Source organism: Nocardioides sp. 1609 (assembly GCF_004522105.1).
Taxonomy (GTDB): domain Bacteria; phylum Actinomycetota; class Actinomycetes; order Propionibacteriales; family Nocardioidaceae; genus Nocardioides.
In genome coordinates, this window is sequence record NZ_SPUJ01000003.1 from 79,532 (window position 1) to 104,282 (window position 24,751).

The following is a 24,751-nucleotide window of genomic DNA, read 5'->3' on the forward strand; positions in this document are numbered from 1 at the left end:
GGCCCTCGTGCCCGCCACGGCAGCGCCGCGAGACCGACGCCGCGAGACCGGCGCCGCGAGACTGGCGCCGCGAGACCGGCGCCGCGAGACCGACGACCGCGCCCGGAGGAACCTTCCCCGGCGTCGGCCCTTGACGTCCCCCGGCGGTCGGCGAAGGATGCGAACAACGGTTCGCGTTCGTGGGCCGTGTCTCTCGGGAGGTCCACCATGTCCACACGAGCCACCAGCCCCGCAGGCGGGCGCCGAGCGATCAGGCGGACGGCGGCCGTCGCGACGGCCGCGCTCGCGCTCGCGTCCCTGAGTGCCGCCGGCCAGGCCCGGGCGGCCGACCCGGCCCTCGGTCCCGTCGAGCAGGAGCGCACCGCCCCGGTCGAGCAGGAGCTCGGCGGGGTCGAGCAGGAGCGCGGCGGCGTCGAGCAGGAGCGCACGGTCGCGGCGGAGCCGGCTGCGGCGGCCGCCGCCGACCTGCCGTCGACCGCGGTCGCCATGGGCGACTCGTTCATCAGCGGCGAGGGCGCCGGCGACTACGCCGCGGTCACCGACCAGCACGGCGTCAGCCAGGGTTTCCCGGGCTGGTCGGCCCCCAACGCCAACCCCTACTTCTGCCACCGCTCGCCGAACGCGAGCATCGCGGTCGCCGACCTGCCCGGCATCGCCCAGCGGGTCAACATCGCCTGCAGCGGCGCGCAGCCGCAGGACATGGCGAACCCGTCGAGCGCCCGCGAGAGCGGTCGGACCGTCGCCAGCCAGATCGACCAGCTCCGCCAGGTCGCGGCCACCGGCGACATCGACCTGGTGCTGATCGGACTGGGCTCCAACAACGCCCAGTTCACCTTCGGCACCGTGGCCGCCGAGTGTGCCGGCCGCTTCGTCGGCGACGGCTACACCGGCTGGTGGGAGGTCTGGATCGACCTCATCAACTGGATCAACGGCACCGAGCTCAACGAGGACCCCTGCACCGACGCCGACCTCGGCAGCCCGGCGCAGTTCGCGGCCGCCCAGGCCGACACCACCGCCGCCCTGCGCCAGGTGGTCGACGTCCTGGCCGAGATCGACCCCGACGGCCAGCACCGGATCGTGCTGCAGGACTACACCAACCCGCTGCCCGAGGCCTTCGCCGACCCGTACCTCACCGAGGCCGGCCGCGACGACGAGCGCGACAAGTACCGCGGACTGGTCGACGAGCGGTACGCCGCCGGCTGCCCCGCCGACGTCGCCACCCTCGCCCCGGCCCACCGGTTCAGCCAGGGCCTCGGTGCGATGGTGGGCGGCGCGGCCGCCACGCTGCGGGCCGAGCGTCCCGGCCTCGACCTCACCTACCTGAACGTGCAGCACGCCTTCGACGGCGCCCGGCTGTGCGAGCAGGCAGGCAGCCCGGGCAACGCCCTGGCGACCCCGCTGCGGGTGATGGACGGGCCGACCGGCGTCAAGGTCGAGAGCTTCTCGCCGTTCGACAAGCTCGACATCAAGCGGGTCACCACCACCTGCCAGGACTACTACCAGACCTGCCAGGAGTCGTGGCACCCCAGCGCGGCCGGCCACCAGGTCCTCGGCCAGTGCCTCGCCGACGCGTGGGGCGCCGCCGCCGGCGACCTGACCTGCGCGCGCCAGCCCGACGGCTCGGTCAGCGTCGGCTGACGCCCGCCCGCCCATGACCAGCGCCCGCGCGCCCCAGCAGCACCGGTCCCGTGCCACCGTCGAGCGGATCCTCGACGCGGCGGAGACCGAGATCGGTGAGCTGGGGCTGGCGGGTGCCAGCACCCGCGGCATCGCTGCCCGGGCCGGGCTCAGCGTCGGCGCGCTCTACCGGTTCTTCCCCGACAAGGCCGCGGTCTCCGACGCCCTGGCCCGCCGCTACCTCGCCGACCTGATGCCGCCCTACGCCACCACGGTCGCGGGCGTCGGACCCGGCGCCGACCTCGACGCGGTCGTCGCCACCCTGGTCGGCCAGGCCGCCGAGCTCCAGCTCACCCACCCCGGCTACTACCGGCTCACCGAGGAGCTGCCGCCCGAGTGGGGCGACTCCCCGGCCCACCAGGTGCGCGAGCAGGTGCTCGACCTGTTCACCGCGGCGATCCGCGCCGCCGGCATCGACGCGCCCGACGCCGACGTCCGCCGCGTCGTCGCCCTCTGCGTCGAGACGGTCCGGCACGCCCTGGTCCGCGCCCCCGTCCGCCAGGGCCGCGACGCCGCCGTCGACGAGCTCGCCCGGATGGTCTCGGCCTACCTGCGCGCCCGCTTCGCCGTCTGAGCCGCGTCCGCTGGTCGGGATTTCCCCGGTCGACCGGGGAAATCTGAACTTGTCGACCGGGATCCCGGTCGACAAGTTCAGGGATGGGCCGCCCAGTCGTGGCCGACGCCGGTTTCGCTGCCCGAGGGACACTGGAACCATGAGCCCCGACAGCACGGATGCCCGGGGCACGATCGTGTACGACGCCGACTGTGGGTTCTGCACCCGCACCGCCGACTGGGTCGGATCGCACGGCACCGCGACCACCCAGCCGTGGCAGACCCTCGACCTCGAGCCGCTCGGCCTCACCGTCGACGACGTCACCACCGCGGCGTACTGGCTGGACGCCGACGGCCGGGTCGCCGCTCGCGGCGCCGGCGCGGTCGCCGCGGCCCTGAAGTCCTGCCCAGGCGGATGGCGGGTGCTCGGCCACCTCGCCTACGCCAAGCCGGTCCGTCCGCTCGCCGACGTCGTCTACCGCTGGGTCGCGGCGAACCGGTACCGGATGCCGGGAAGCACCGACGCCTGCCGGATCTCCTAGCCCGGAGGTCGCGCCGCCCGGTCAGGCGCCGTCCGGGTCGGCCGCGCCGTCCGGTCAGCCGCGCCGTCCGGGTCGGCCGCGCCGTCCGGGTCAGCCGGGCCGTCCGGGTCAGCCGGGCCGTCCGGTCAGCCGGGCCGGACGATCCGGTCCAGCTCGAAGTGCATCGGGTCGGTGTAGCTCCAGTCGCCGCCCCAGGCGAAACCCCACCGCTTGAAGATCGCGACGACGCCGCGGTCGATCTCGCCGACGGTGCCCCGGCCGTTGCCGGGGACGTTGATGTCGAAGGCCAGGCCGAACGAGTGGTTCGAGAGCTTGGTGGAGCCGGCGATGAAGCGCGGGTAGTAGCAGCCGGCGTACTCGCCGGGGTGGATCTCGGCGGCCAGACCCTGCGTCACGATCTCGGCGAGCGCCGCCTTGAGCTGCGGCATCATGTACTTGTTGCAGGTCACCGAGCCCAGGATCGGGACCACCTCGGTGGTGATGTGGCTCGCGACCCAGACCGGGTCGGGCACGATCCGGCCACCGGTGGTCGGGGTGTAGTTGAACACCCCGACGGCGTCGGCGAAGGTGCCGAGGATCTGCACCGACAAGAACGCGTCGGGGTCGAGCCCGTAGCGGGCGACGGCGTCGAGGTTCTGCACCGAGACGGCGTCCCCGACGATGTCCTCGATCGGCTCGCGCAGGGTGCCGGGAGCGGTCTCGCCGGTGTTGATGACCAGCGCGTTGTCGGGCACCATCCCGAGCGCCTCGCCGCGCTTGGCGTTGACGACCATGTCGATCTGCTCGACCTGCGGCGCGTAGGCCCCGACGTGGACGGCGTCCTCGCCGCCGCTGCCGAGCTGGACGAAGTCGTCGGGCTGGAGCGGCAGCCTCTCCTGCAGCGCCGAGGCCACCGCGACCTCCCCGCGGGCGACGCGGTCCCACTGGTCCTGGAAGTCGGCGCTGTCGGCGACGGTGAACAGCCGGTACTGCGCGGGGTCGACCGCGGCCAGGTTGTAGACCTTGTTCTCGACCGGCACGTTCGACAGCGAGATCGTGGTGACGGCGACGACGCCGTCGAGGTCGGCGATCCGCTCGACGACGCCCGGGTCGAGGGTCGCCTTCGAGGACACCAGGATGTCGCCGACCGTGACCGGGCCGGTGCGCCGACCGGGCGGCTCGACCGCGAACGCCGGGTCGAGGGTCGGCGCCCCGGTGCTCTCCGGGCTCGGGGTCACGTCCGGGGTCGCGGGCGTCTCCGTGCCGGCGCCGGGGGCGCTCGGGGCGGGCTCCTCGGTTCCGTCGGCGCCGCCGGTGCCGTCGGTGCCGCAGGCGGTCACCAGCAGCACCGCCGTCGCGGCGGCCAGCGTGCGGGTGCGTCGGCCCATGTCCCCTCCTCGCCGTCGAGGGTAGAGGCCGTGCCCAGGCCGCGCCGCCGATCCCACCAGCCCGCCCGTGGGCCCGCCGGCGTGCCCAGCCCTCAGCGCAGCACCCGGGCGGCGATCCAGGCGAGGTCGTCGGCGGTCGCGGACGGCGGCGCGCTGGGCTGCATGACGTGGCTCAGCACGACGCGCACCACCATGTCGACGGCGGCGTCGAGGTGCGCCGCGTCGAGCGGGACGTCGTACGGGGCGATCCGCTCGACGATCACGCCCTTGGCGACGCCGAGCAGGGACTGCGCGTGGGTGGTGAGCAGCGGCAGCAGCTCGGTGTCGGCGCCGTGGGTCGCCGACACGACGGCGTGCAGGAGGCGGTTGTCGTGGGCGTGCTCGAGGACGCCGCGCGCGGCGCCGCGGATCGCCTCGACCAGGTCGTCGGGGTGGGCGTCGAAGGAGAGCTCGACGACACCGAGGAACCGCGTCAGCTCGCGCAGGATCATCGCCTCGGCGAGCCCGGCCTTGGTGCCGAGCTCGTGGTGGACGGTCTGCCGGCTCACGCCGACCGCGTCGGCGAGGCGCGACATCGTGACCCTGGCCCAGCCGTCCTCGGTGGTGAGCCGGACGGCGGCGTCCACGATCCGCTCGTGCAGGCTCGGCGTCGCGGGCAGGGTCACGACGTCCAGCCTAGGCAGCGGCGGTCAACCCCCACCCGGGGAGACCCCGCCGCACGACCCCTCACGACCCCTCACGACGCCGCACGACGCCGCACGACGCCGGGCGACGCCACGACCTCGGGCGGCCTCAGGCGACCTCGGGCTCGACGGCGACGAAGTCGACCTTCTCGCGCACACCGCAGTCGGGGCAACACCAGTCGTCGGGGATGTCGGCCCAGGCGGTGCCGGCGGCGAACCCCTCGAGCTCGTTGCCCGCGTCGACCTCGTAGGTGTAGCCGCACCCGGGGCAGCGCGCGGCCAGCACCTCGGCGGCCGCGGCCGCGGCCGCGAGGGCGGCGTCCTCGGCGGCGACCCGCTCGGCCTCGAGCACCGCGGCCGGCCGCGGGTAGCGGGCGAGATACGCCTCGCGCCGGCCCGGCTGGATGTTGGCGAGGGTGACGTCGCCGCCGAAGTGGCGCACCACGCGGGCGTCCATCACCCGGCGGAAGACCGGCGGGACGAGGGCGAGCACGATCATCCCGGCGTACCCGGTGGGGAGCACGGGGGACTCCTCGAAGTCGCGCAGGGTCTGGTAGCGCCGGGTCGGGTTGGCGTGGTGGTCGCTGTGCCGCTGCAGGTGGTAGAGCAGCACGTTGGTGGCGATGTTGTTGGAGTTCCACGAGTGCGACGGGTCGACCCGCTCGTAGCGCTGCCGCTCCCCCACGCCGACCTTCTGCCGCAGCATCCCGTAGTGCTCCATGAAGTTGACGACCTCCAGCAGCGAGAACGCGACGACGGCCTGGAGCACGAGGTAGGGCACGATCGCGACGCCGAGCCACGCGACCAGGGCGCCGAACAGCACCGCCGACATCAGCCAGGCGTTGAGGACGTCGTTGCCGAGGTGGAAGGGATGGGTCTTCCTCCGGGCGTAGCGGCGCTTCTCGATCCGCCAGGCGCTCCGCAGCGAGCCGAGCACCGTGCGCGGCCAGAACGCGTAGAACGTCTCCCCGAGCCGGGCCGAGGCCGGGTCCTCCGGCGTCGCGACGCGCACGTGGTGGCCGCGGTTGTGCTCGATGTAGAAGTGGCCGTAGAAGCTCTGCGCCAGCGCGATCTTGGAGAGCCAGCGCTCGTTGGCCTCCCGCTTGTGGCCGAGCTCGTGGGCGGTGTTGATGCCGATCCCGCCGATGGTGCCGATCGAGACCGCCAGCCCGATCTTGTCGAGCGTGGTGAGCTCACCCGGGCCGAACGGGGCGCCGTTCGCGACGAGGTGCAACGCGCCCACGAAGCCGGCGTACTGGATCGGGAGGAACAGGTAGGTGATCCACCGGTAGTACCGGTCCTGCTCCAACGCCTCGATCGCGTCGTCGGGCGGGTTGGTGCGGTCCAGCCCCGCGACCAGGTCGATCGCCGGCACGACGCCGAGGACGACGATCGGCCCGAGCCAGAACCACACCCCCCACCCGGTCCACGCCCACATCCCGGCGGCGACGAACGCCAGGGACGGCACCACCAGCCCGATCAGCCACAGGTGGCGCTTGCCGTCGCGCCAGGCCTCCGTCGACCCGTCGGGGACGGTGCTGCGCGGGACCTGCTCGGACCGGGTCTGCCCCATGGCTGCCTCCTGCATCGCTGCTGGTTGACAGAAACGTAGGCGATGTCAAGCGACTTGACAAGAGGGGCCATCTTGTCAAGTCAGTCGACGGTGCGCGCCAGGTCGACCATCTCGGCGAGCTCGGCGGCCCCCGGGACGTCGCGCGCGACGAGCGGGTCGACCCGCTCGGCGAGGTCGTCGAGGGTCACGGCGCGCTCGGCGAACGGCTCGGCGCCCTTGACGACCTGCGCCAGGTCGGCGGCCGCCGTCGAGAGCTGCCACGCGTCGGACGGCGCCCCGTCGTTGCCGTCCGAGCCCGGGTCGGCGGCCAGCAGCTCGATCGTGGCCTCCTGCGGTTCGCCGGTCTCGACCGAGCGCCACAGCACGGTCGCCCGGCCGATGCTCGCGCCGGGCTCGACGCCGTCCGCGAGGGTGACCTCGTAGAGCGCCGTGGCGCGGTGGCCGGAGCCCAGCTCGCCGGCGTCCACGGAGAGGTCCTCGAAGTCCTCGTCGGCGATGTCGCGGTTCTCGTAGCCGATCAGGCGGTACGACTCGACCACCTCGGGGTCGAGGGCGACCTGCGCCCGGGCCTCGGCAGCGACCGGGACCAGCGTCGTCGTCAGGTCGGTGCCGAAGAGCTGCTCGGCCTCGTCGTAGGTGTCGACGTAGGAGTAGAAGCCGTCGCCCAGGTCGGCGACCTGCTCCATCAGGTGGTCGTTGTAGCTGCCCATGCCGAACCCGACGGTGACCAGGTGGATCCCGTCGGCGCCCTCCTCGGCGATCCGCTCGGTGATCGAGCCGGGACCGGTCGCGCCGATGTTCGCGACGCCGTCGGAGCAGATGACGACGACGTTGACGGCGTCCTCGTCGAAGGCCTCCCGTGCCTGCTCGTAGCCGAGCCGCAGGCCCGCCTCCAGGTTGGTGCCGCCGCCGGGACGCAGCTCCTCGATGGCGTCCAGGATCGCGTCCTGGTCGCGGACCGGGGTCGGCTCGAGGATCGACTCGGCCTCGTCCTGGAACGAGACGACCGAGACGGTGTCGTCGTCCTCGAGCTCCTCGGCGAGGACGGCGAGCGAGGACTGCACCAGGCCGAGCCGGTCGCGGGTGTCCATGCTGCCGGACCGGTCGACGACCAGGGTCACGTTGACCCGCGGGCGGTCGGCGGGGTCCACCTCGCGGGCGCCGACGCCGACCCGCACCACCTGGGCGCCGTCCATCGTGGGCGACAGCCCGGTCTCGGTCACCAGACCGAGGTCGGCGTCGGTGGGCGGCGCGTCGCCGTACGGCAGGGCGTTGATCCACTCCTCGGGCCGCACCGACTCGGGCGGCACCTCGTAGCCGTCGTTCATCAGGGTCCGGGCCACGCCGAACGAGCCGCTGTCAACGTCCAGGCCGAACGTCGACAGCGGGTCCTCCTCGGCCCACACGAAGCCGTTCGTGCCGGCCTCGCGGAACTCGTTCAGCTCGTCGGGCGCCGGCTCGTAGGGGCCGTCGTCGGTGCCGCGTGCGCCGCCTGGCGAGGGAACCGCCTGCGGCACCGCCCCCGAGTCCTCCATCGGCGCCACCTCGTAGTCCTCGTAGTAGTCGCTCGGGGCGCCGGTCGCGGCCGACCCGCCGGAGTCGCCCTCGCTCGAGTCGTCGCCGCTGCACCCGCTCAGCACCAGCGAGGTCGTGAGGCCGAGGCCGGCCAGGATCGTGGTCGCTCGTCGTGTGTCCATGCGGGGTCCGACGACGGCGTCGGGCGTCCGGTTCCCGGGTCGGGGCGGACGACGTGTGCCGCAGGTCACCACGAAGGGGACAATGGCGCCATGACCCCACCCGCGCCCTCGTTCGACGTCGACGAGGACGACCGCGCCGAGCCTCCGACGTTCCTGCGGGTGCTCAAGCGGTGGCGTGCGGTGATCGTGCTGCTGCCGCTGCTGGTCGGGATCGGCATCGCGGCCAGCATCGGCGCCTCGATGCTGTGGGCCGACGACGCCGACGCGCCGGGGCCGGAGCCCGACGTCACCTGCTGGGACCGCTCGGTCGCGCCGGCGTCCGAGTGCCCGGAGCCGACCGGCCTCGTCGGCCTCCGCTGGGTCTACCCCGACCTCCCGGCCCGGGCCGCGGGCTGCACCCCCGAGGGCAGGGCCGACGAGGCGACCGGCACGCTCGCCTACGTGTGCACGCTGCCGCTCGGCGGCGACGAGGTGCGGGTGCTCTACACCCGGCACGCCACGACCGAGGCCGGGCTCGAGCGCGCCGCCCGGCGCCACCCGGGCGTGACGGCGGAGGAGGACGACGGTCGCGTCGTCTACCGCGACGCCCGGCCCGAGCGGGGCCGCTGGTCGCTCACCGCGGCGTACGCCGACCACCCGTTCTCGGTGACCGTCGAGGCCGCGACCGCCCGGCTGCGCGACCTCGCGCTCTCCGAGCTCGTCTCCCGCGCTCCCGACGACGTCACGGTGCGTCCCACCGGCTGAGGGCCCGCGCGCGCTGCCCGGTCGGGCTCGGACTCCGTCGCCGCGACCGCTCAGCCGCGGATGGCGGCGGCGACGGCCTTGGTGACGTCGGGGTGGAAGACCGTCGGGATGATGAAGCTCGGGTTGAGCTCGTCGTCCTTGACCACGAGCGCGATCGCCTCCGCGGCCCGGATCAGCATGTCGATGGTGATCTCGGAGGCGCGGGCGTCGAGCAGGCCTCGGAAGACACCCGGGAACGCCAGGACGTTGTTGATCTGGTTGGGGTAGTCGGATCGGCCGGAGGCCACCACGGCGGCGTACTTGCCGGCCTCGCCGGGGTCGACCTCGGGGTCGGGGTTGGCGAGGGCGAAGACGACGGCCCGGTCGGCCATGTCCTTGATCCACTCGGGGTCGAGGATGTTGGGTGCGCTGACGCCGACGAAGACGTCGGCACCCTGCAGCGCGTCGCGCAGCCCACCGGTGACGCCGCGCGGGTTGGTCTGCCCGGCGAGCACCTGCTGGGCCGGCGAGAGACCCTCGAGGTCGGGCACCAGGCAGCCGACGCGGTCGTAGACGACGACGTCGGTCACCCCGGCCGCGATCAGGAGCGTGACGATCGCGGTGCCCGCGGCGCCGGCCCCGGAGACGACGATGCGGGCGGAGGCGAGGTCCTTCTCGACGACCCGGAGGGCGTTGGTGAGCGCGGCGAGCACGACGATCGCCGTCCCGTGCTGGTCGTCGTGGAAGACCGGGATGTCGAGGCTCTCGCGCAGCCGCCGCTCGATCTCGAAGCAGCGCGGGGCGGCGATGTCCTCGAGGTTGATGCCGCCGAAGCCGGGGGCGATCATCTCGACCGCCTTGACGATCTCGTCGGTGTCCTGGGTGGCCAGGCAGATCGGCCAGGCGTCGATGTTGGCGAAGCGCTTGAAGAGCGCGGCCTTGCCCTCCATCACCGGCAGCGCGGCGCCGGGACCGATGTTGCCGAGGCCCAGGACGGCCGAGCCGTCGGTGACCACCGCGACCGAGTTGCCCTTGATGGTGAGCCGGCTGACGTCGTCGGGGTTCTCGTGGATCGCCATGCTGACCCGGCCGACTCCCGGGGTGTAGGCCATCGAGAGGTCGTCGCGGTTCTTCAGCGGCACCTTCGAGGCGACCTCGATCTTGCCGCCGAGGTGGAGCAGGAAGGTGCGGTCGGAGACCTTGTGGACCTCGACGCCGTCGATCGCGTCGACGGCCTCCTCGAGCAGCTTCGCGTGGTCGGCGTCGCCGGCCGAGCAGGTGACGTCGAGCACGAGCCGGGTGTTGTGCGACTCGACCACGTCGATGGCCGTGACGATCCCCCCGGCCGCGGCGATCGACGTCGCCACCGCTCCCACGACCGCGTGGTCGGGCGCGGTGTGCAGGCGCATGGTGATCGAGTACGACGAGGTGGTGGCGGTCCGCGACATTCGCTCACCCTGGCGCGCCGGTCGGGTTACGGGCAAGTAGCCGGGGGTTGCGGTCGTAGTGGTCGCGGCCGGCGGCCGGTCACCCCACGCCGAGGTGCGCCAGCAGGTTCTTGGAGAACCGGTCGCCCATCGTCGCCATCACGCCCTTCATGGCGGTGCGGACGGCGGGGCCGGACAGCCTGGGCAGCGGCAGGTCGACGCAGATGTCGAGGCTGGTCTCGAGCCGGACGGCGTCCGCGCGGCCGTCGACGTCCGACAGGGCGTACCAGCCGTGGACGCCGGCCCGCTCCTTCGCGCCGCGGGGCGGGTCGTGGACGAACTCGATCCGCTTGCCGTCCTCGAGCGTCATCTGCTCGGTGAAGGTCGCGGAGAAGCCCTTGCCGAGCACGGTGAGGCCGGACAGGTGCCAGATCCAGTGGTCCTCGCCCTGCGGCTCGATCCACTTGATGAACGGGGTGAGCTCGGCGACCAGGGCCGGGTCGACGAGCACGTCCCACACGCGTTCGCGGGCGACCGAGACGATCGCCTCCGCCGTCGTGGACGCCGAGAAGGTGCTCACGTCAGGCCCTCGAGCCGGCGAGCGCCTTCTCGATGTCGCCGGCCATCTTCTCCGGCTTCGTGGTCGGCGCGTAGCGGTCGATCACCTGGCCGTCGCGACCGACGAGGTACTTGGTGAAGTTCCACTTGATCTTGCCGCCGAGCAGGCCGCCCTTCTCCGACTTCAGCCACTGGTACAGCGGGTGCGCGCCGTCACCGTTGACCTCGACCTTGCTCATCATCGGGAACGTGACGCCGTAGTTCTTCTGGCAGAACGCGCCGATCTGCGCCTCGTCACCCGGCTCCTGCCCGCCGAACTGGTCGCACGGGAAGCCGATCACCACGAGCCCCTGGTCGGCGTAGCGCTCGTGGAGCTGCTGCAGGCCCTCGTACTGGCCGGTGAAGCCGCACTCGGAGGCGGTGTTGACGACGAGGACCACCTGGCCGGCGTAGGCCGAGAGGTCGACCGGCTGCCCGTCGAGCGTGGTGGCGCTGAAGTCCTTCAGAGAGGTCATGGGCCCGATCCTCTCAGGCCCGGTCCCACCGCACGATCTCCGCCAGGGGGAGGCGCTCGCGCACGCGCTGCTCCCGCTCCCGGTCACGCTCGGGGACCAGCGCCGGGTCGCCGCGGACGCCGATCGCGATGGCGCTCATCAGCCGCACGTGGTCGGGGACGCCGAGCGCAGCCGCGGCGCCGTCCTTGTCGAAGCCGGCGAGCTGGTGGGCGTGCAGGCCCATCGCCCGCGCCTGCAGCGTGACGTGCGCGGCGGCCTGGCCGAGGTCGTAGCGCGCGTAGTCGGGGTCCTTGACGTCGACGACCTCGCAGCCGGCGACCAGCACCACCGACGCCGCCGGGACCCAGCGGGCGTTGCCGCGGCTCAGGTGCGGCACGAACGCCGCGTGCGCCGCGCTCCCCCGCACGGCCACCACGAACCGCCACGGCTGGGAGTTGCCTGCGCTGGGCGCCCACCGGGCCGCGTGCAGCAGCCGGACGACGTCGGCGTCGGGGAGCACGTGGTCGGCGTCGAAGACGCTCGGGCTCCACCGCGAGCGCAGCGGCTCGGCGAGGTCCTCGGCTCCGGGCATGGGGGCGTGGTCCACGTCGTCAGTCCACCACGGCCCGCCGGGCACCTCGACCGACGTCACGGCCAGACCGTGCCGGTCGCGGCGGCCACGTGGTCGAGGAGCGCCCGGCGCGCGGCCGGGTCGGTGCGCCGCTGCACCGGGTACGTCGTCGGGCGCGGCCGGCGGTCGTGCCAGAAGTGGTGGGTCCCGGCGGAGTCGGGACGGGTCGCGACCAGCCACACCGCGGTGTCGGCGCCGCTCCCCGCGTCGCGCAGCAGCGGGCCCATCACCTTGTCGAAGCCCGGCAGGCTGTCGGTGATCCCCGGCGTCGCGGCCCAGCCCGGGTGGCAGCTCTCGACCCGGACGACGGGGCCACCGACGGGGCCACCGGCGACGTCGGGCCGGTCGTTCCACGCGTCGGCGATCTCGACCTGCATCCGCTTGGTGCGCGCGTAGCCGCGCACACCGGAGTACTCCTGCTCGCCCTCGACGGGGCGGAACTCGATCTCGTCCGGGGTGCTCCGCAGCCCCGCGCTGTACATCCCGCCCGACGACATCCACACGACACTGCCCGGGCTGCCCGGGTCCGCCCCGAGGAGCGGCAGCAGCCGCTCGGTCATCAGGTGCGGCCCGAGCACGTGGACGGCGAGCGCGAGCTCGTGGCCCTGGGCCGTCTCGGTGCGCTCGGTGACCATCGCGCCGGCGTTGTGCACGAGCCCGCGCAGCGCGCCCTGGTCGCCGTCGGCGGCGAGGCGAGCGGTCAGGTCGTCGCACCAGGCCCGGACGGCGTCCAGGTCACCGACGTCGCAGACCTCCTCGACCAGCTCGGCGCCCGGCAGCGTCCGGCGCACCTCGGCGACGACGGTGCTCACCTTGGCGGGGTTGCGCCCGAGCACGTGCACGGTCGCGCCGAGCCGCGCGAACGAGGTCACCATGGCCTCGCCGATCCCGGACGTCGCCCCGGTGACCACCACGCGTTGCCCGGCGAGGCAGCCCGGCTCGGGATCGGCCGGCCACCACCGGCGCCGCAGCGCCGGGCCGATCCTGGTGTAGCCGAGCACGAGCGACCGGTCCAGGACCGTGTCGAGGGCCGAGGTGAGGCGGGACGCGGCACGAGCGGACACACCGTGAGGCTACGGAGTCGGTGGCGAGGGCGTGATCCTCGGACGGGTGAGACCCCGACGAAGAAGCCGCCCCCCGCTCTCCCCCCACGGTCGAGCAGGGGACGACTGCCTCCACGGTAACCAGTCGACCCAGGGTGCACGGCCCGGGAACGCGCAACATTTACGCAAGGTTGGGGACGGACCGGCCGCTCCAGCGCGAGTCCGCGAGGTGCGACCGGAGGTTCACCCCGCCCCGCACTCCCGCCACCCGGCAGGACGGCGGCAGAGACCGAGCTGCAGGTACGTCTCGGTCTCGCCCGGCGCGTAGTACGTCGCCTCGAGGTAGCGCAGCCGTCGGCTCGGCACCGGCAGCCTCCACCGGGCCACCCCGCGAGCATCGGTGACGACGCGGGCGCTCAGCCGGCCCCCGGTCCTGCGCGTGGCCTGGAACCTCACGGTGGCACCCCGGACGGCATCCCGGGAGGCGCGGCGCACCAGCCGCACCTGGTAGGAGCTCGCCGTGACGTCAGCCGAGGAGAAGGCGTAGACCCGCCACGTCGGCGGACCGGGCTGCTGCGCCGCAGCCGACGAGACGGGGGCGGCCGATGCCGTCGGGAGGCCCGGCAGCAGCGTGGCGGACAGCGCGACCACGGTGAGGAGGGAGAGCAGGACTCCGCGAGGTACACGTCGACGCACGGGCGGTACCTGACTGGGGAAGGACATCGGTGCGCTCCTGGCTCGGCGTGCGGACGGTGACGGCTCCCCCTACCTGACCCGGACGGCCTCCGGTCAAACGTCCGCCAGCGCGGGACCGACGAGCGCGCGACCTCGGGGAGGGATCGCATCGTGACCTGCTCCCCGAACAAGCCCAGCCCGGAGGCCCAGCACGTCCAGCCGAGTCGCCGGCGCAGCTGGACCCGTGGTCTGCCGGGAGTCTGGCCGGATTCACCGGGGTTACGCGGTTCGGCGGGTGAGCGTGAGGTGGATGGGAGCGACGAGCCAACCGACTGCGGCGCAGAGGAGCGGCACACCAAGGATGAGCAGTCCGAGCGCGGTCCAGGGGGTGGGCGTGCCCGGGGCGTCGAAGACCTGGAGAAGCGAGGCGCCTGCGAGCGTTCCGAGCATGGCGCCGATGCCGGTGCCGAGGGCGCCGACCAGGAGGGCGTGGGCTGCGGAGGTGGCGCGTCGTGTCCATCCGGGTGCGCCGATCGCGGAGAGGGTGGCGGCGTCGTCGCGCCCCTCGGCGGCAGCCAGCGCTACGATCATTCCCACGACCAGCGCGATCAGCAGTAGGGCCCCACCGGCGAGAGGGAGAGCCAGGCCGGAGCGATCCTGGACCCAGGATTCCTCGGTCCAGACCTCGACGCCGTGGAGCCGTAGGCGTTCGACCTCGGCTGCGTCGATACCTCCCGTCAGCCATGCGGTCTGGGCCGGACGGACGTCGTAGCCGAGTCGTTGCGCCGCGGCGACACTGATCCAGGTGGCGTCGCTTGGGCGCCACGGCAGCTGAAGGACATGGGCTGGGACTTCGGTGCGGGCCGCGCTGCGATCGTTGCCGATGCGCAGCTCCGTGGTGTCGCCGCGGGCCGTCGACCTGCGGTTGACGACGAGTGCCTCTCCGGCCGCGAATGCCTCGCGTCCCGCGTCGTCGACACCGGCGAGCCGAAGGAAGGCGTCGTCTACGACCAGCACCTGACCACCCTGCCGGTCGGTGACCGGGCGCTCCCGGTCGCGGGCGACGTGCCAGGTCACCAAACCGTCTGCGCCGGCGACCTCGGCGCCGGTCCGTTCGAGACCCCGCAGCGCATTCTGATCGGCTGCCTGCGCGGTGCTGAGATACACCTCGGCGCTACCGGCCGGGCTGCTCGACGGCACGGGCGGTGGTGGCACCGAGGCCTGGGCGGTGAGGCCGAAACCCGTGATGACGACCCCGGTGGTGACGGCGCCGATGGCCAGGACCGCCGCCGTGGTGCGGGCGCGGTTCCGGGTAGCGTCGCGGGCTGCAAGACGCCACGGCAACCACCGCCCTCCACCGCTGCGCCCGACGATCGTGACCACCCACGGCAGCACCAGGACTGTCCCGCCCAGGGCGGTCAGCGCGCAGAGGGCGCCCAGGAGGACCGGTACCGGGGATTGCGATCCTCCGGTCGCGAAGCAACGCGAGGTCCAGAACCCACATGCCACGAGGCCAAGGACCGCGGCGCCAAGCAGTGCGAGCCCGGGGTTGCGGAAGCGGTGCCGAACGGCTCGCCTGCCCGCCGCGATGTGGCCGTCGAGCATCTGCGATGCCGTGAGACGACCGACCCCCCACGCAGGCACCGCCGCGGCCAGGACTGCACTGGCAAAGCCGAGCACGACGACGACAACGAGGCTGCCGATCGGAACGGTGTACTGGTAGATCGGCGTGTCGACCAGGCGACCGAGAGGTTCACGGCCCAGGAAGAGGATTCCGCCGCCTGCGGCGGCACCGAGGACGGAGCCGGCCAACCCGATCCACACGCCGGTGGCAAGGACCGATCGCCGAACGTCGGCGGGTGTGCCGCCCGAGGAGACCAGCAAGCCCAGCGCTCGTGATTGCCGGCGCGCGCTGACCGCGAACGCGGCGCCCACCAGCACCAGCACCTCGGTCAGCCCGATGCCGACGACCAGTGCGCCGACGGCGGCAGCGGCCGGGTCGACGGGCGGCGGCGTTGGGGCCTGAAGCCCCCAGCTGTGGGGATGAAGCGCGGCGTCTCGCATCCAGGACGACACTCCGACCTCAGCCAACGAGCTGTGCAGAGCCCGAGCCTGTTGCGAACTCAGGTCGGGCAGGTCGACCAGGTACTGAGCCGATGGGACATCACGGTCCACACCCGTGATGTCCGGTGCAGTTGCCCTAGCCAGGTACGGCGACGACGGGGCCAGGACAAGACGGTTGAACGTCTCGTTGTCGTCGTCGACCGGCAGCAGACCCACGACGCTGACATCGCCATCAGCAAGCTCAAGGGTGGCGCCGGATCGCAGGTGCCCGTCGACCAGGAGGCCGAGCTCGTCGGCGACCGGGAGGGACACTGCAGCCTCGTCGGGCGCGGTCGGTGCGCGACCCGAGGTGACCTCGAGGCCGAGGTAGCCGTGCGTGAGGGGATCGGTGAGGTCCACGATGTCCGCCCAGATCCGGCCTCCAGTGGCCAGGAGCACCTCGGTGGACCCCACGCGCGCGACACGCGAACCGGTGGGAAGCAGCCCGGACACATCGACGCTGGCGGGGTCGCGAGTCGCGCCGGACTGCTCGAGCGCCTTCGGAACAGAGGCCGTGGTGTATCGGCCGTCCTCGATCCGTACCCGGACCCGCGCGTACGGCGTCACCTCCAGTCGAGCTTCCGCCGCGCCGTTGAGGTAGTAGAGCTCGTTGGGCGCGTCGTAGTCGATGGTGGCGGCCATGGTCGCGGCGACTACGGCGGCAGCCACGGGCAGGGCGACCAGCACTGTGACGACGGCGGTTCGCAACTTGTGGGTGACCAGGTCGCGCCACGTCATTCGCAGGGCCGGGCGCCACCGGGCGGTCCAGGTCAGCACTTCAGGACCCCGCCAGCAGCGACTCGGGCTCGCTCGGACGCCCGGTGTCGTCGAGGACAGCGCCGTCGCGCAAGAAGACCACCCGGTCCGCCCAGGCGGCGTGGCCGGCATCGTGGGTCACCATCAGCGCGGCAACCCCGCGGGCACACCGTTCGCGCAGCAACCGCATCACCTGCTCACCGGTCTCGGAGTCGAGAGCGCCAGTCGGTTCATCAGCCAGGATCAACGACCGCTCGCCGACGACCGCCCGTGCGATCGCCACCCGCTGCTGCTGGCCGCCCGACATGTCCTGGGGCAGCCGGTCGGCCAGATCGGCCAGGTCGACCTCGGCCAGCGCCTGCACGGCCTGCCCACGCGCGGTTCGGGCGCGGACCCCGTCCAGCTCGAGGGGCAGGGCGACGTTCTCAGCCGCCGTCAATGACGGGATCAGGTTGAAGTCCTGGAAGACGTAGCCGACACGGCGGCGACGCAGCTTCGCGAGCTCCTTCGGCGACAGCTCGCCCAGCTCGGCTCCGTCGACGAGAACCTGCCCTGCCGTGGCACGGTCGAGCCCACCGGCCAGGTTGAGCAGGGTCGACTTGCCGGACCCGCTCGGCCCCATCACCGCCACCAGCTCGCCGACGCCGACGTGGACCGTCAACCCCCGCACGGCGTGGACCGCGGCGTTGCCGCGGCCGTGGATGCGGTCCACTTCGACCAAGGAGAGGGCCGTACTCATCGGAGGGCCTCCTGCGGGTCGGCAGAGGGCTGGTCAGGAACCTGATCTGACCCCGGGGCCGGGGCCGGCGCGGACGTCGCCGCGGCAGGGCGAGCGCGGGTGAGTGTGCCTTCGCAGTGCTCGAGCCAACGCAGCTCGGCCTCGGCCATGAAGCGGAGGTTGTCCAGCACCAGGATCCAAGCCAGGTCGGTGTCCCCGGACACCGTGGGACCGGGGTCGCGCTTGAGGCGGGTGAGCTCCTGGAGCCGCTGCATCGTTGCGACCCGCTGGACTTGGACGACTGCGCGGACATCGACGCCCGCGGCGGTGGCGGCCAGGGCGAGCTTGATGGCCAGCTCGTCGCGCGGGCGGTCGCCAAGGGTCACCGGCCTCGAGAACCAACCAGCCAGCGTCTCGCGGCCTGAGGCTGTGAGCTCGTACCGCAGCCGCCCCTCCCCATCAGGCGCATGCCCGGCGACTTGGCCGTCGCGCTCGAGCCGCGCCAGGGTCGTGTAGACCTGCCCCACGTTCAGGGGCCAGGTCGAGCCGGTGGCCCGTTCAAACTCGACGCGCAGCTGGTAGCCGTAGCGGGGGCCGTCCTGCAGGAGGGCCAACAATCCGTGAGCGATACTCATAGATACGGAGTATGCATACCGGGTATGCCCATCGCAACCGACACACCGCCCGCGCTCATACCGTCTTCCATCGGTGAGGACTGTCAGAGCCTCGGCTGCAGCGTTCGTTGGTCTCGTGCTCGCCGGGTACGGGCAACAGACTGCGATTGCAGACAGTGAGGACACCTCGGGTGCCGCGTGGGTCGAATCCGACCGGACGCGGGCCCCAACCGAGACAGCCGGACTCGTGACAGCCGACTGCCCTTCTCGTCGGAGCTCTGGGGGCACCATCGACGTCATGCCGCCGACCACTCGGTCCGAGGCGACAGCGTGGGCGCGGAGCCCGTACGAGGCGGCCCGTGACACCCAGACCGCGCCAGCGTTCGAGGAAACCCTGGGACGTGGCGAGCTGGTGGAGCAGGAAGCCTCGGGCAGGAAGGTCGTCTACGCCGTGATGGCGGGCGACAGGGAGGTCGGCCGACTCACCGTCCGCCCGGTGGGGTTCGGGGCGTTCGCGACCGAACAGGTGGAGGCGTGCAGCCCCTAGGCGGAGCACTCCCGCGCCGCCCGGCCATGCCGCGCACCGGCCCGACACCGATGGCTTCAGCGACTTCTTGCTGCGTGACCCAAGCCTCCTGGCGGGCCCTGCGCACGTTTGCACCTAGCAGCTCGAGGTCTGCCTGCAGGCCGGGGTCCCGCGACTCCTCGACGACCCGGGACGCGTCCGGACTGGCACATCCGTGGGGCCGGCACAGTCGTTCGAGACGCGGCGGGAGGAAGTGGCGGTACAACTCACGCCTTCTCCGCCGAGCCGGGAACGAAGAAGGCCCCTGACCGTCGTCCCTGGTCAGGGGCTTCTTCACATTCCTGGACCGACTCGGTGGAACCACCTGAACCGGTCCTGGTGCGCGAGGGGGGATTTGAACCCCCACGCCCTTTCGGACACTGGCACCTGAAGCCAGCGCGTCTGCCGTTCCGCCACTCGCGCAAGTAGCCGGGCAAGACTAGCCCAGGGCCTCGGGCTCCGGCCAATCCGCCCCCGCGCGGCCGGGATGCACCGGGCGGACGCGGTGCGTGGTGCGCCGCTCCCGCGCCGGGTCTCGCTACGATCGACCGAGCCTCCGGTCCACGGACCGGCGGTCGTCATGCCGTGCCGGACCTAGGAGCCGGGCACGGGAGGACCCACGACCGACGGACGACGAGCGACACGAGGAGGTGCGGGATGGGCGGGTTGCAGCGCTTCGAGCGGAAGCTGGAGTCGGTGATCTCCGGGGCCTTCGCGCGCACCTTCCGCAGCGCCGTGCAGCCGGTCGAGATCGCCGCCGCGCTCGAGCGCGAGCTCGACCAGAACGCGCAGATCCTCTCGCGCGACCGGCGGCTGGTGCCCAACGACTTCCACGTCGAGCTGTCCGGCACCGACCTGTCCCGGCTGGCGCCGTACGACTCCACGCTCGCGCGCGAGCTGTCCGACCAGCTGCAGAAGCACGCCGACGGCCAGGGCTACGTGTTCCCCGGCCCGATCCGGATCGACTTCGAGACCGCCGAGGACCTCACGACCGGGCGGTTCCGCATCCGCAGCGAGGCCCAGGCCAAGGTGGTCGGCACCGCCACGCACACCCAGGTGCGCCAGGCGCTCGCCGTCCTCGAGGTCAACGGCACCCGGCACCCCCTGCACCCGCCCGGCCTGGTGGTCGGGCGCGGCACCGACGCCGACCTGAGGATCAACGACCCCGGCATCAGCCGCCGCCACCTCGAGTTCATGATCACCGCCGGCCGCGGCGGCGACGAGCTCCCGCTGATCGAGGTCCACGACCTCGGGTCCACCAACGGCATCAGCGTCGACGGCCGCAAGGTGCCCCGAGCCACCCTGCACGAGGGTTCGCAGGTGAAGGTCGGGACCACGACCATGACGGTGCGCATCGTGACCGAGACCCACGACTCACCCAGTGAGCCAGGAGCTGCCGATGTCTGAGCTGACGTTCTTCCTCATCCGGATCGCCTACCTGGCGATCCTCTGGATCTTCGTCCTCGCCGCCATCTCCGTCATCCGCTCCGACATGTTCGGCGCCCGCGTCCCCGAGGCCGTGCGCACCGCACCCGGCCCGGCGCCGGCCAAGCAGAAGAAGCCGCCGAAGCGGCGCGGCTCCCCCACGCACGTCGCGGTCACCCAGGGCAGCAACACCGGCGCCACCGCCGGCCTCGACCGCGCGCCGATCCTCATCGGCCGCGGCACCGACGCCGCCATCCGCCTCGACGACGACTACGTCTCCACCCGGCACGCGCGAATCGCCGCCAGCGGCGACCAGTGGTTCGTCGAGGACCTCGGCTCCACCAACGGCACCTACATCGGCAGCGTCCGGATCACCCAGCCGACCACGATCACCCTCGGCACCCAGGTGCGGATCGGCAAGACCATCCTGGAGCTGAGGAAGTGACCGGCAACCCGGGCACCGACCAGCCGCTCGAACCCACCGACGGCCCGATGGGTGGGCCGGTGGGTGGGCCGGTGGGTGGGCCGGTGGGTGGGCCCGACGCGACGGCCGACGACGCCACCGTCGTCACTCCCCCGCCCGACGGCGCGACCACCGACGCGACGCTCGCCCCGGCCGCCCGTCCCGCCCTCGCGCTGCACTACTCGGCGATCTCGGACGTCGGGCGGATCCGCAAGGACAACCAGGACTCCGGGTATGCCGGCCCGTGGCTGCTCAGCGTCTGCGACGGCGTCGGCGGCGCGGCCCGCGGCGACATCGCCTCCAGCACCGCGATCTCCGAGCTCCGCAACCTCGACGCCGCCCCGCGCCCGCCCGGCGACGGCCACCCCGGCGATCCCGACGTCCTCGACCGCGTCACCGACGCCCTGCACGAGGCGCACGCCCAGATCGGCCGCCTCGTCGACGCCGACCCGGCCATCAACGGCACCAGCACCACCGCGACCGTCGCCCTCTTCGACGGACGCCGGCTCGGCATCGGCCACGTGGGCGACAGCCGCGCCTACCTCTTCCGCGACAACGAGATCTCCCAGCTCACCACCGACCACACCTTCGTGCAGAGCCTCATCGACGAGGGCCGGATCACCGAGGCCGAGGCGCGGGTCCACCCGCACCGCAACCTCATCCTCAAGGCCCTCGACGGCATCCACGAGGCCGAGCCCGACCTGTTCGTGCTCGAGCTCGTCGCCGGCGACCGGCTGCTGCTCTGCAGCGACGGCGCCAGCGGCGTCCTCGACGACGGGCGGCTCGCCGACATCCTCTCGATGGGCACGCCCGACTTCGCCGCCGTCGAGCTGGTCCGCGCCAGCCTCGAGGCCGGCAGCTCCGACAACGTCACCTGCATCGTCGCCGACGTCGTCGACGCCGAGACCGCCGCGGCCGACCCGGCGTTCGCCGAGCTCGAGCCGCTGCTCGTCGGTGCCGCAGCCGAGCTCAAGCGCAAGCTCCCGCGCGGGCTGTTCCGCGGCCACCGCTCGGGTGACACCGGCGAGCTCGAACCGGTCGACGCCGAGATCCCCGACGACCTGCCCTTCGCGATCCCGTCCGACCCGCTGCTGCCGCCCGACCCCGAGGCCGCCCGCTACGCCCCCATCCCACCGCCGCGCTACACCTGGCTGCGCCGCGCGATGGTGCTCGCGATCGTCCTCGGCCTGCTCTGGATCGGTGCCGCCGCGGCCTGGTCCTACGTGCAGCAGCAGTACTACATCGGCGAGGAGGACGGCGTCGTGGTGATCCACCACGGCCTCAACGCCTCCCTGCCGGGCATCGAGCTCTCCGACGTCGTGGTGGTGACGACGCTGGCCGTCGACGACCTCGAGGAGTTCGACCGCGAGTCGGTCCGCGACGGCATCCCGGTCGACGACCTATCCGAGGCGCGCGAGCGCGTCGAGGAGCTCGCCGCCAAGCGGACGACCGCCAGCGCGGCCGCCGGTGGAGGCGCGAGCTGAGCATGGCCACCACTCCGGGCACCGGGGCCCTGATGGGGTTCGTCCACCGCCGCCGGCGGGGGGCCGAGCTCTTCCTGCTCGTGCTGGCCCTCGCCGTCGGCGTGGGCGGCTACGCCGCCGTCGGCCTCGGCGTCGACGGCGAGGTGCCGGCCAACATCGTCGGCTACGGCGGCTGGCTGGCCGGGCTGATGGTGGCCGCGCACGTCGCCGTCCGCCTCGTCGCGCCGTACGCCGACCCGGTCCTGCTGCCCGTCGTCGCCGCCCTCAACGGCCTCGGCCTGGCCGTCATCCACCGCCTCGACCTGGCCGAGGGCGACTCCTTCGCGCCGCAGCAGCTGACCTGGATGACCCTCGGGGTGATCCTCTTCGTCCTGACCCTGCTGGTGCTGCGCGACCACCGGGTGCTGGCCCGCTTCACCTACACCGCCGGGCTGCTCGCCATCGTGCTGCTGATGCTGCCCATGGCCCCGGTCATCGGCAAGCAGGTCAACGGCGCCCGGATCTGGATCCACCTCGGCCCGTTCAACTTCCAGCCCGGCGAGGTCGCCAAGGTGCTGCTGGTCGTCGCCTTCGCCGGCTACCTCGTGCTGCACCGCGACGCCCTCGCGCTGGCCGGGCGCCGGGTGCTGTTCGTCGACCTGCCGCGGGGCCGCGACCTCGGTCCGATCCTGGTGATGTGGCTGATCAGCCTCGGCATCCTGGTCTTCCAGCGCGACCTCGGCTCCAGCCTGCTGTTCTTCGGGCTGTTCCTGCTCATGCTCTACGTCGCCACGGAGCGACCCGGCTGGGTCGTGGTCGGCGCCCTGCTGTTCAGCGGCGGCGCCGTCGCCGGCTACCGGCTCTTCGGCCACGTGCGGGTGCGCGTGGACACCTGGCTGCACCCGTTCGAGTACTACGACGGCGGAACCGGCGAGAACAGCTACCAGCTCGTCGAGGGCCTGTTCGGCTTCGCCTGGGGCGGCCAGATCGGCAAGGGCCTCGGCGAGGGCGACCCGGGCCGGGTGCCCGAGGCATCGTCCGACTTCATCATGGCCGCGATCGGCGAGGAGCTCGGCCTGACCGGCGTCCTGGCCGTGCTGCTGCTCTACGGGATCGTCGTCGAGCGGGCGCTGCGCACCGCGCTGATCTGCCGCGACAACTTCGGCAAGCTGATGGCCACCGGCCTGGCCGGCGTGTTCGCGCTGCAGCTCTTCGTCGTCATCGGCGGCGTCACCCGGCTGATCCCGCTCACCGGCCTGACCACGTCGTTCCTGTCCTACGGCGGCTCCTCGCTCGTCATGAGCTGGGTGATCATCGCGCTGCTGCTGCGGATCTCCGACCAGGCCCGCCGTCCCGTCCCCGAGCTGACCCCCGAGGTCGAGTCGTCGCCCGACGACGAGTCGACCCAGGTCATCAAGCTGAGCAAGACATGACCACGCGACGCGCAGGTGCGCCCCGACGTCCCTCGGCTCCCCGGCTGCGCTCCTCCAACGGACGACGCCGCAGGGACCCCGGAGAAGCCTCATGAACAAGCCCATCCGAAGCGTCTCGATCTTCTGCCTCCTCCTCTTCCTGGCGCTGATGCTCAACGTCACCTACCTGCAGTTCTGGGAGGCCGACAGCCTCAACGACCGTGCGGAGAACCGCCGGGTCAAGGAGGCCGCCTACTCCAGCGAGCGCGGCGCGATCCTGGTCGGCCGGACGCCGATCGCGGAGAGCAAGCCGGTCGACGACGAGTTCAACTACCTGCGCACCTACCCGGCGAAGGGCCTCTACGCGCCGGTCACCGGCTACTTCTCCTTCGGCTCCTCCAGCGGCATCGAGTCCTCCCAGAACGAGGTGCTCTCCGGCGACGACCCGCGGCTGTTCATCGGCAGCCTGGTCGACCTGCTCAGCAACAAGGCCCCGAAGGGCGGCAACGTCCAGCTGACCCTCGACCCCGACGCGCAGCAGGCGGCGTACGACGGCCTGGCCGCGCTCGGCGACGACGTCGAGGGCGCCGTGGTGGCCCTCCAGCCGTCGACCGGCAAGATCCTCGCGATGGTGTCGCTGCCGACGTTCGACCCCAACCGGCTGGCCTCCCACGACTTCGCCACCCGCGACGCGCTCTACGCCCGGCTGCTCGAGGACGACAAGGACCCGCTGCTCAACCGGGCGATCCAGACGCGGCTCTTCCCGGGCTCGGTGTTCAAGCTCGTCACCGCCGCCGCCGCCCTCGAGTCCGACAAGTACGAGGGCGCCGACGCGATGGTGCCCGGCGGCGCCACGTTCCAGCTCCCGCAGACCTCCGGCGAGGGCGGCCTGATCGACAACGAGGGTCGCTACTGCGGCAGCGGCGAGATCACCCTGCGCCTGGCGATGGAGCAGTCCTGCAACACCACCTTCGCGCAGCTGGCCATCGAGGTCGGCGCCGAGGGGATGCTGCGCCAGGCCGAGCAGTTCGGCTTCAACAGCAGCTACCTCGAGGACCTCGGCGGTCAGGTCCGCTCGAGCTTCCCCGACGAGCTGACGCCGCCCGAGGTGGGGCAGGTCGGGTTCGGTCAGTTCGAGGTGCAGGCCACGCCGCTGCAGATGGCGATGGTCGCCGCCGCGATCGCCAACGACGGCGTCGTGATGCGCCCCTACATCGTCGACGAGGTGCAGTCGGCCGACTACGACGCGCAGACCACCGACCCCGAGGAGCTGTCCCGCGCGATCAGCGAGGAGACCGCCGAGGCCCTGCGCGAGGTGATGGTCTCCACCGTCGACGACGGCACCGCGTCGCCCGCGGCCATCTCGGGCGTCTCGGTCGGCGGCAAGACCGGCACCGCCCAGCGCGGCGTCCCCGGCGAGCCGCCGTACGGCTGGTTCGTCTCCTTCGCCCCCCAGGACGACGCCGACGTGGCCGTGGCCGTCATGATCCAGGAGGCGCCCGGCAGGGAGATCGCCGGCGGCGCGCTCGGCGGCCCGATCGCGAAGGCCGTGATGGAGGCCATCATCCGATGACACGACACGGGAGGGGC

At 72.7% G+C, this 24,751-nt stretch carries 23 protein-coding genes and 1 tRNA gene; 10 read left to right on the forward strand and 14 right to left on the reverse strand.

Annotated features, from left to right (window positions below; translation table 11 throughout):
* Positions 1-207 precede the first annotated feature (207 nt).
* From E4623_RS06685 to E4623_RS06695, 3 genes are all read left to right on the forward strand, one after another.
* Positions 208-1,638 carry a hypothetical protein gene (locus E4623_RS06685; protein WP_209020553.1) on the forward strand — a complete coding sequence of 477 codons (1,431 nt, stop codon included), beginning with the start codon at positions 208-210 and terminating at the stop codon, positions 1,636-1,638.
* Between the two features lie 13 nt (positions 1,639-1,651).
* Entirely contained in the window at positions 1,652-2,251 is a 600-nt protein-coding gene (locus tag E4623_RS06690) for a TetR/AcrR family transcriptional regulator (protein WP_134765770.1), read from the forward strand.
* A 139-nt stretch (positions 2,252-2,390) separates the two neighbouring features.
* A complete protein-coding gene (locus E4623_RS06695) occupies positions 2,391-2,771 on the forward strand; it encodes a DCC1-like thiol-disulfide oxidoreductase family protein (RefSeq protein ID WP_134765771.1) in 381 nt (126 codons plus the stop codon).
* A 125-nt stretch (positions 2,772-2,896) separates the two neighbouring features.
* Here E4623_RS06695 and E4623_RS06705 read toward each other — a convergent pair whose 3' ends face one another.
* The 4 genes from E4623_RS06705 to E4623_RS06720 all read right to left on the reverse strand — a co-directional run bounded on the left by E4623_RS06705 (position 2,897) and on the right by E4623_RS06720 (position 8,091).
* Positions 2,897-4,138 (reverse strand): M15 family metallopeptidase, encoded by a 1,242-nt coding sequence (locus E4623_RS06705; RefSeq protein WP_209020554.1) that lies wholly within the window; start codon positions 4,136-4,138, stop codon positions 2,897-2,899.
* A 92-nt stretch (positions 4,139-4,230) separates the two neighbouring features.
* Positions 4,231-4,803, reverse strand: coding sequence for a TetR family transcriptional regulator (locus E4623_RS06710; RefSeq protein ID WP_245154940.1), 573 nt, complete (start codon positions 4,801-4,803; stop codon positions 4,231-4,233).
* Between the two features lie 127 nt (positions 4,804-4,930).
* Positions 4,931-6,394, reverse strand: coding sequence for a fatty acid desaturase (locus E4623_RS23430; protein WP_134765773.1), 1,464 nt, complete (start codon positions 6,392-6,394; stop codon positions 4,931-4,933).
* 80 nt (positions 6,395-6,474) lie between these two features.
* On the reverse strand, positions 6,475-8,091 hold the full coding sequence (locus E4623_RS06720) for a von Willebrand factor type A domain-containing protein (protein WP_134765774.1): 1,617 nt from the start codon (positions 8,089-8,091) through the stop codon (positions 6,475-6,477).
* A 90-nt stretch (positions 8,092-8,181) separates the two neighbouring features.
* On the opposite strand from E4623_RS06720, the gene E4623_RS06725 reads away from it, so the two are divergent.
* Positions 8,182-8,835: a hypothetical protein gene (locus E4623_RS06725; protein WP_134765775.1), complete on the forward strand. Its 654-nt coding sequence runs from the start codon at positions 8,182-8,184 to the stop codon at positions 8,833-8,835.
* 50 nt (positions 8,836-8,885) lie between these two features.
* On the opposite strand, the gene E4623_RS06730 is transcribed toward E4623_RS06725, so the two are convergent.
* From E4623_RS06730 to E4623_RS06770, 9 genes are all read right to left on the reverse strand, one after another.
* A complete protein-coding gene (locus tag E4623_RS06730; RefSeq protein WP_245155000.1) occupies positions 8,886-10,223 on the reverse strand; it encodes an NAD-dependent malic enzyme in 1,338 nt (445 codons plus the stop codon).
* A 118-nt stretch (positions 10,224-10,341) separates the two neighbouring features.
* Positions 10,342-10,821 (reverse strand): SRPBCC family protein, encoded by a 480-nt coding sequence (locus E4623_RS06735; protein ID WP_134765777.1) that lies wholly within the window; start codon positions 10,819-10,821, stop codon positions 10,342-10,344.
* Position 10,822: 1 nt separating this feature from the next.
* Positions 10,823-11,314, reverse strand: a complete 492-nt coding sequence (locus tag E4623_RS06740; RefSeq protein WP_134765778.1) for a glutathione peroxidase — start codon at positions 11,312-11,314, stop codon at positions 10,823-10,825.
* Positions 11,315-11,327: 13 nt separating this feature from the next.
* On the reverse strand, positions 11,328-11,900 hold the full coding sequence (locus E4623_RS06745) for a nitroreductase family protein (RefSeq protein WP_245154941.1): 573 nt from the start codon (positions 11,898-11,900) through the stop codon (positions 11,328-11,330).
* A 41-nt stretch (positions 11,901-11,941) separates the two neighbouring features.
* Positions 11,942-12,988, reverse strand: a complete 1,047-nt coding sequence (locus E4623_RS06750) for an SDR family NAD(P)-dependent oxidoreductase (RefSeq protein ID WP_134765779.1) — start codon at positions 12,986-12,988, stop codon at positions 11,942-11,944.
* A 222-nt stretch (positions 12,989-13,210) separates the two neighbouring features.
* Positions 13,211-13,663: a hypothetical protein gene (locus E4623_RS06755; protein ID WP_134765780.1), complete on the reverse strand. Its 453-nt coding sequence runs from the start codon at positions 13,661-13,663 to the stop codon at positions 13,211-13,213.
* 258 nt (positions 13,664-13,921) lie between these two features.
* A complete protein-coding gene (locus E4623_RS06760; protein ID WP_134765781.1) occupies positions 13,922-16,522 on the reverse strand; it encodes an FtsX-like permease family protein in 2,601 nt (866 codons plus the stop codon).
* Between the two features lies 1 nt (position 16,523).
* On the reverse strand, positions 16,524-17,240 hold the full coding sequence (locus E4623_RS06765; RefSeq protein WP_134765782.1) for an ABC transporter ATP-binding protein: 717 nt from the start codon (positions 17,238-17,240) through the stop codon (positions 16,524-16,526).
* Complete coding sequence (locus E4623_RS06770; protein ID WP_134765783.1) at positions 17,237-17,854, reverse strand: PadR family transcriptional regulator; 618 nt, start codon at positions 17,852-17,854, stop codon at positions 17,237-17,239. The genes E4623_RS06765 and E4623_RS06770 overlap by 4 nt, the downstream gene beginning before the upstream one ends.
* A 73-nt stretch (positions 17,855-17,927) precedes the next feature.
* Here E4623_RS06770 and E4623_RS06775 point away from each other — a divergent pair, with 73 nt between their 5' ends.
* Positions 17,928-18,380 carry a hypothetical protein gene (locus tag E4623_RS06775; RefSeq protein ID WP_134765784.1) on the forward strand — a complete coding sequence of 151 codons (453 nt, stop codon included), beginning with the start codon at positions 17,928-17,930 and terminating at the stop codon, positions 18,378-18,380.
* Between the two features lie 355 nt (positions 18,381-18,735).
* Here the strand turns inward: E4623_RS06775 and E4623_RS06780 are convergent.
* Positions 18,736-18,821, reverse strand: a tRNA-Leu gene (locus E4623_RS06780).
* Positions 18,822-19,055: 234 nt separating this feature from the next.
* Here E4623_RS06780 and E4623_RS06785 point away from each other — a divergent pair.
* From E4623_RS06785 to E4623_RS06805, 5 genes are all read left to right on the forward strand, one after another.
* A complete protein-coding gene (locus E4623_RS06785) occupies positions 19,056-19,805 on the forward strand; it encodes a DUF3662 and FHA domain-containing protein (protein ID WP_134765785.1) in 750 nt (249 codons plus the stop codon).
* Complete coding sequence (locus E4623_RS06790) at positions 19,798-20,268, forward strand: FHA domain-containing protein (RefSeq protein ID WP_134765786.1); 471 nt, start codon at positions 19,798-19,800, stop codon at positions 20,266-20,268. Before E4623_RS06785 ends, E4623_RS06790 begins: the two co-directional genes overlap by 8 nt.
* The gene (locus E4623_RS06795; RefSeq protein ID WP_245154942.1) at positions 20,265-21,770 is read left to right on the forward strand and encodes a protein phosphatase 2C domain-containing protein; all 1,506 of its coding nucleotides are present in this window, start codon (positions 20,265-20,267) and stop codon (positions 21,768-21,770) included. Before E4623_RS06790 ends, E4623_RS06795 begins: the two co-directional genes overlap by 4 nt.
* Before the next feature lie 2 nt (positions 21,771-21,772).
* Entirely contained in the window at positions 21,773-23,182 is a 1,410-nt protein-coding gene (locus E4623_RS06800; RefSeq protein ID WP_134765787.1) for an FtsW/RodA/SpoVE family cell cycle protein, read from the forward strand.
* A gap of 91 nt (positions 23,183-23,273) precedes the next feature.
* The gene (locus E4623_RS06805; RefSeq protein WP_134765788.1) at positions 23,274-24,734 is read left to right on the forward strand and encodes a penicillin-binding protein 2; all 1,461 of its coding nucleotides are present in this window, start codon (positions 23,274-23,276) and stop codon (positions 24,732-24,734) included.
* Positions 24,735-24,751 lie beyond the last annotated feature (17 nt).